Consider the following 4,588-nt stretch of genomic DNA (forward strand, 5'->3'; position numbering starts at 1 on the left):
GCGGCCCTTCCCCCGCAACAGGGCCGCGGCAGCCCTTTTCCGGCGTGCCGTCCGGGCGCCTCGTGACGCCCGGACGCCGGGTTTCTCCCGTCGCCGTCCGGCCCGCACGGCGGCCGGGCCGCCCCCCGTTTCCCTTCGGGCCTCCCGACGCCGGGTCCCCGGCGCTCACCGCCGTCCCGCGGGCACCGCCCCGGGCAGGACGACGGACAGGCTGCCGGGCGTCTCCGGGCGCTGCCGCCACTCCCGCGGGTAGCCCAGCGACACCTCCCGGAACGGCACCCCGTCGTGCCAGGTGGAGCGGCGGATGTGCAGGTGCCCGTAGACCACGGCGCGGGCCCGGAAGCGGCGGTGCCAGTCGGCGGTGGCCTCGGTGCCGCACCACAGGGCGAACTCCGGGTGCCGCAGTACCCGCGTGGGCTCCCGCACCAGCGGATAGTGGTTGACGAGCACCGTCGGCAGGTCCTCGGGCAACGCCGCCAGCCGCTCCTCGGTGATCTTCAAGCGGGCCCGGCACCAGTCGCCGCGGCTCGCGTAGGGGTCCGGGTGCAGCAGGATCTCGTCCGTGCACACCACGCCCTGCCGGCGGGCGGCGGCCAGCGCCGCTTCCTCACTGCCGGTCCCTTCGGGGCGGAAGGTGTAGTCGTAGAGCACGAAGAGGGGGGCGACGGCGACCGGGCCGTCCGGGCCGTCCCAGAGGGGGTAGGGGTCCTCGGGCGTGTGCACGCCGAGGCTGCGGCACAGGTCCACCAGGTACGCGTACCGGAGCGCGCCGCGGTCCTGGACGGGGTCGGCGGGGGGTGTCCACAGCTCGTGGTTGCCGGGGGCCCACACGACGGTGTGGAAGCGGTCGCGCAGGACGGTCAGGGCCCAGGCGATGTCGGAGGAGAGTTCGCCGACGTCTCCGGCGATCAGCAGCCAGTCGTCGTCCGACATGGGCCGCAGCCCTTCGACGATCTCGCGGTTCTCCGCGTACCGGACATGCAGATCGCTGATGGCGAGCAACGACACGGGTACCTCCACGACATGGCGATTCCGCACGGGGCGTACGGGGCCGTACGGGCCTGCTGGGCGGGCCGGGGCCGGCGGACCGCCGTCCGCCGACGGCCTTGGCGGTCCGCCCCGGACGCGGTCTTCCGCGTCACCGGGTGGACGGGCTCACGCGTTTGCGCGGGCCGCGCGGTGCCACCGGAAGACCCGCTCGCGGTGGCACCGGTCGCCCGGCGGTGAAACGGCCTCGTCCGCCGGCCCGGGCCGGGTGCCGTCCGGGACCTGTACGAAGTCCTGCCGGGCCGCCCGCCTGACGGGAGACGACCGCCGCGGCGGTCGCGGCCCCGGGCCACAGGGACGCGCGGGGGACAAAGAGGCCACGGAGATCCACGGCCCGCCCCCGCCGCCCGCCCGGACTACGCGGTCCCGGGCGGGGCCGCGCCCCAGCTCCAGATCGGGACCGTCTCCCGCGTGGAGGGCTTGGCGTCCGGCTGGGAGTTGGCCATGGCCCGCCGGGAGCCCCACTCCACGTACGCCATGAACGCCGAGCGGAACTCCGGGTCGTCGGGGAGCTTGACCTCGTCGGCGGCCTCCTGGATCAGCTGCACCCAGCGCTGCCGCTGCTCGGGGCGGATCTTCCGGCCGCGGTGCTGGGCGATCATCGCGGGGAATCCGCCGCGGTGCTCCGTGTAGGCCTTGGGGCCGCCGAATACCTCGCCGAGCCACATGGCCACGTGCTTGGGGTGGTCGTCCGACATGCGCCGGAAAAGCGGGGCGAGCATCTCGTCCTCGCGCACCCGCCGGTAGAATTCTTCGAAGAGCCGCTCTAACGCTTCCGCGCCACCGGCCCACTCATACAGGGTTGGAGCCGAGTCCGACATCGTGCCACCTCTGCCTTCCCATCCGTTGCGTGGGTTTCAACTCTAGCTCAAAGCAGGGCAGTTATCACTAGCCAAATTCACTGCCGTTCCCGCCCCGTGGGAGGGGTGCCATACCGCCCGAAACATCAACCGGGAGTTGCTTCAGCAAATACAAGGAAGAGGAGCGGGGAATGCCCCTGTCTCTTTCCCTGGCGAGTAGTTCCGAACAACGCGCGGTACTCCGCCCCCGGGGGGAATGCGTCATCCGGTTCCGGGGATTCCCCGGTGCGCGGGGGCGCCTCCCGGGCACCGGGGAATCCGCCGGCGGGCGCGCGTCCGGCGCGGCCCACTGCGTTCGTCCCCCGTTCATCCGTTTACGGCGGACGCGTTATCCGAGTTCGAGGGACGTGATGGCGCCGGCGCACTCGGCCCGGCTGCCGGGGACCGGGCCGGTGTACATGCGCACGGTGCGGAATTCCTGGCGCAGCCCGCGCTCCCTGACCAGCGCTCCCGCCGCCCGCTGCGGTTCGGGCACGTCGAGGGAGACCTCCTCGTCGGGCCCGAGGTGGGCGGTGAGGCTGTCGAAGAGCGCTTCGGTGTCGTGGGGCGTCTCGGCGAAGAGGGGGCCGATGCGGTGGCCCCGGTGGGCGGGCCGGATCACGCCGTAGCCGGTGATCCGGCCGTCCGTCAGCCGGGCGTACGCGCGGTGTCCGGGCGCCGCCAGCCAGCGGCTCAGGAAGGCGCGCCGGTCGGCGGGGAAGTACGTCCGGTCGTAGGCGGCGACGGCGTCCAGGTCCCGCGGCCCCACGCGGACGGTGCCGGGGGCGACGGCGCCTGGTCGTTCGAAGCGGCCCGAGTAGCGGTAGGTGTCGTACACCGGGAAGAACCCGGACTTCTCGTAGTTGGCCTGCTGGGCGGGCATGGCGTCGAGGCCGACGGTGCGGGTGCCGGCGTGCGGGAGGGCCGCCTCCCACAGGGCGAGGCCCAGCCCCAGCCCGCGGTAGGCCTCGGGGACCAGGTAGTGGCCGGCGAAGGCGTACCGGTCGGAGTAGTTCACGACGGAGAGGGCCGAGACCGGGCGGGAGCCGATGCGGCCGATGAAGAAGCCGTCGGGGTCGGTCGGGTGGAAACATCGCACGTCGTTGACGCCGACGTTCCACCCTTCCTCATTGGCCCACTCCGCCACCTGCGTCCATTCCTCCAGCGTGGCGGCGACGACGGTGAATCCGCCTGATCCGGCCGCCGCGTCCGATGCCGGCTTCCGGCTTTCGGTGCGTGACTGTTGGGATGCGCAGAGGGGTTTCATGGATGTGTTGCGTCCCTTCTGGTACTGCCCGCTTACCGGGGAGCGCCCAGGACCCGATCCGTGGCTGCTTCGCGGTAGCCGCTTCGCAGCGGTTGCTTTGCAGTCGCACGGATCAGGTGGGACGGTCCGTCCGGTTCACAGGCCCAGGGAACGGCCGATCAGTTCCTTCATGATCTCGGTGGTGCCACCGTAGATGGTCTGGACCCGGCTGTTGGCCCATTCCCTGGATATCGGACTTTCCTTCAAATACCCGTACCCCCCGTAAAGTTGCAGACAGCGATTGGCGACCTCGACCTGAAGTTCCGTGGTCCACCATTTCGCCTTGGCGGCGTCGGCCACCGCGAGCCGTCCGGCGTTGAGTTCGGCGATGCAATGGTTGAGGAACACCCGCGCGATGGTGACTTCGGTGTCCATGGTGGCCAGCAGGAACCGGTTGTGCTGGAAACTGCCGATGGGCTGGCCGAAGGCTTCCCGGGTGCGCGCGTATTCCAGGGCGTCGGCCAGGATCCGTTCGGCCGACGCGACCGCTACCGTGGCAATGCTGAGTCGTTCCCGGGGAAGGCCGGCCATCAGGTAGGCCATCCCCGCGTTCTCCACTCCAATCAGGTTGGTCACCGGCACCCGGCAGTCGTCGAAGAACAACTCACAGGTGTCGCTCGCCTGCCATCCCAGTTTTTCCAGCCGCTTGCCGCGACTGAAACCGGGCGTTCCCCGCTCGACGACGATCAGGCTGATTCCCTGGCCGCCGCGCGGCTTTTCGGTTTTCGCCGCCACCACCACGACGTCGGAGTTCTCGCCGTTGGTGATGAACGTCTTCTGCCCGTTCAGGACGTAGTGGTCCCCGTCCCGTACGGCGGTGGTGCGGATGTCCGCGACGTTGGACCCCGCGTCCGGTTCGCTCATCGCGATGGCCGCGATCAGTTCGCCGGAGCACAGCCCTGGCAGCCAGCGTTTGCGCTGCTCGGGCGTGGTGCGGGTGGCCAGGTACGACGCGATGACGTCGTTGTGCGCCACGAAACCCGGAGCGGTGACCCGCGCCCGGATGAGTTCCTCCGAGAACACCGCGGGAAACCGGAAGTCCGGTTCACCACCTCCGCCATATTCCTCCGGGACACCGATACCCAGCAACCCGGCCTCACCTGCTTTGCGCCAGACTTCGCGGCTGACGATTCCGTCCTTTTCCCACTGATCGTGGTACGGAACGGCCTCGCGGGCCAGGAACTCCCGGCACAGCTTCCGGAAATCCTCGTGCTGCGTCTCGTACGCATGGTTCTCCACGCCAACGCTCCCCTTCGCCACTGATCACCCGGCCCGCGGGGGGCGGGGGGGGCGCCCGGGGGGGGGGCGCGCGCCTCGGGGGGGGGGTGGTGGGGGGTGGGGGTGTTGGTTGCGGGTTCGTGGTGTTTTTTTGGGGGGGCCCGGGGGGGGGGGCGGG

General features: G+C 71.0%; 4 protein-coding genes. All 4 read right to left on the bottom strand.

The window, feature by feature from the left end; translation table 11 throughout:
• Positions 1 to 165 precede the first annotated feature (165 nt).
• The 4 genes from ABZX96_RS37925 to ABZX96_RS37940 all read right to left on the bottom strand — a co-directional run bounded on the left by ABZX96_RS37925 (position 166) and on the right by ABZX96_RS37940 (position 4,431).
• Complete coding sequence (locus ABZX96_RS37925; protein WP_355554215.1) at positions 166 to 1,008, bottom strand: metallophosphoesterase; 843 nt, start codon at positions 1,006 to 1,008, stop codon at positions 166 to 168.
• Between the two features lie 395 nt (positions 1,009 to 1,403).
• Positions 1,404 to 1,868 (bottom strand): group II truncated hemoglobin, encoded by a 465-nt coding sequence (locus ABZX96_RS37930; RefSeq protein WP_355554218.1) that lies wholly within the window; start codon positions 1,866 to 1,868, stop codon positions 1,404 to 1,406.
• A 367-nt stretch (positions 1,869 to 2,235) separates the two neighbouring features.
• On the bottom strand, positions 2,236 to 3,153 hold the full coding sequence (locus ABZX96_RS37935; protein ID WP_355554221.1) for a GNAT family N-acetyltransferase: 918 nt from the start codon (positions 3,151 to 3,153) through the stop codon (positions 2,236 to 2,238).
• A 135-nt stretch (positions 3,154 to 3,288) separates the two neighbouring features.
• Entirely contained in the window at positions 3,289 to 4,431 is a 1,143-nt protein-coding gene (locus ABZX96_RS37940) for an acyl-CoA dehydrogenase family protein (RefSeq protein ID WP_355554224.1), read from the bottom strand.
• Between the last annotated feature and the right edge of the window lie 157 nt (positions 4,432 to 4,588).

Source organism: Streptomyces sp. NPDC003077 (assembly GCF_040611095.1).
Lineage (GTDB): Bacteria > Actinomycetota > Actinomycetes > Streptomycetales > Streptomycetaceae > Streptomyces.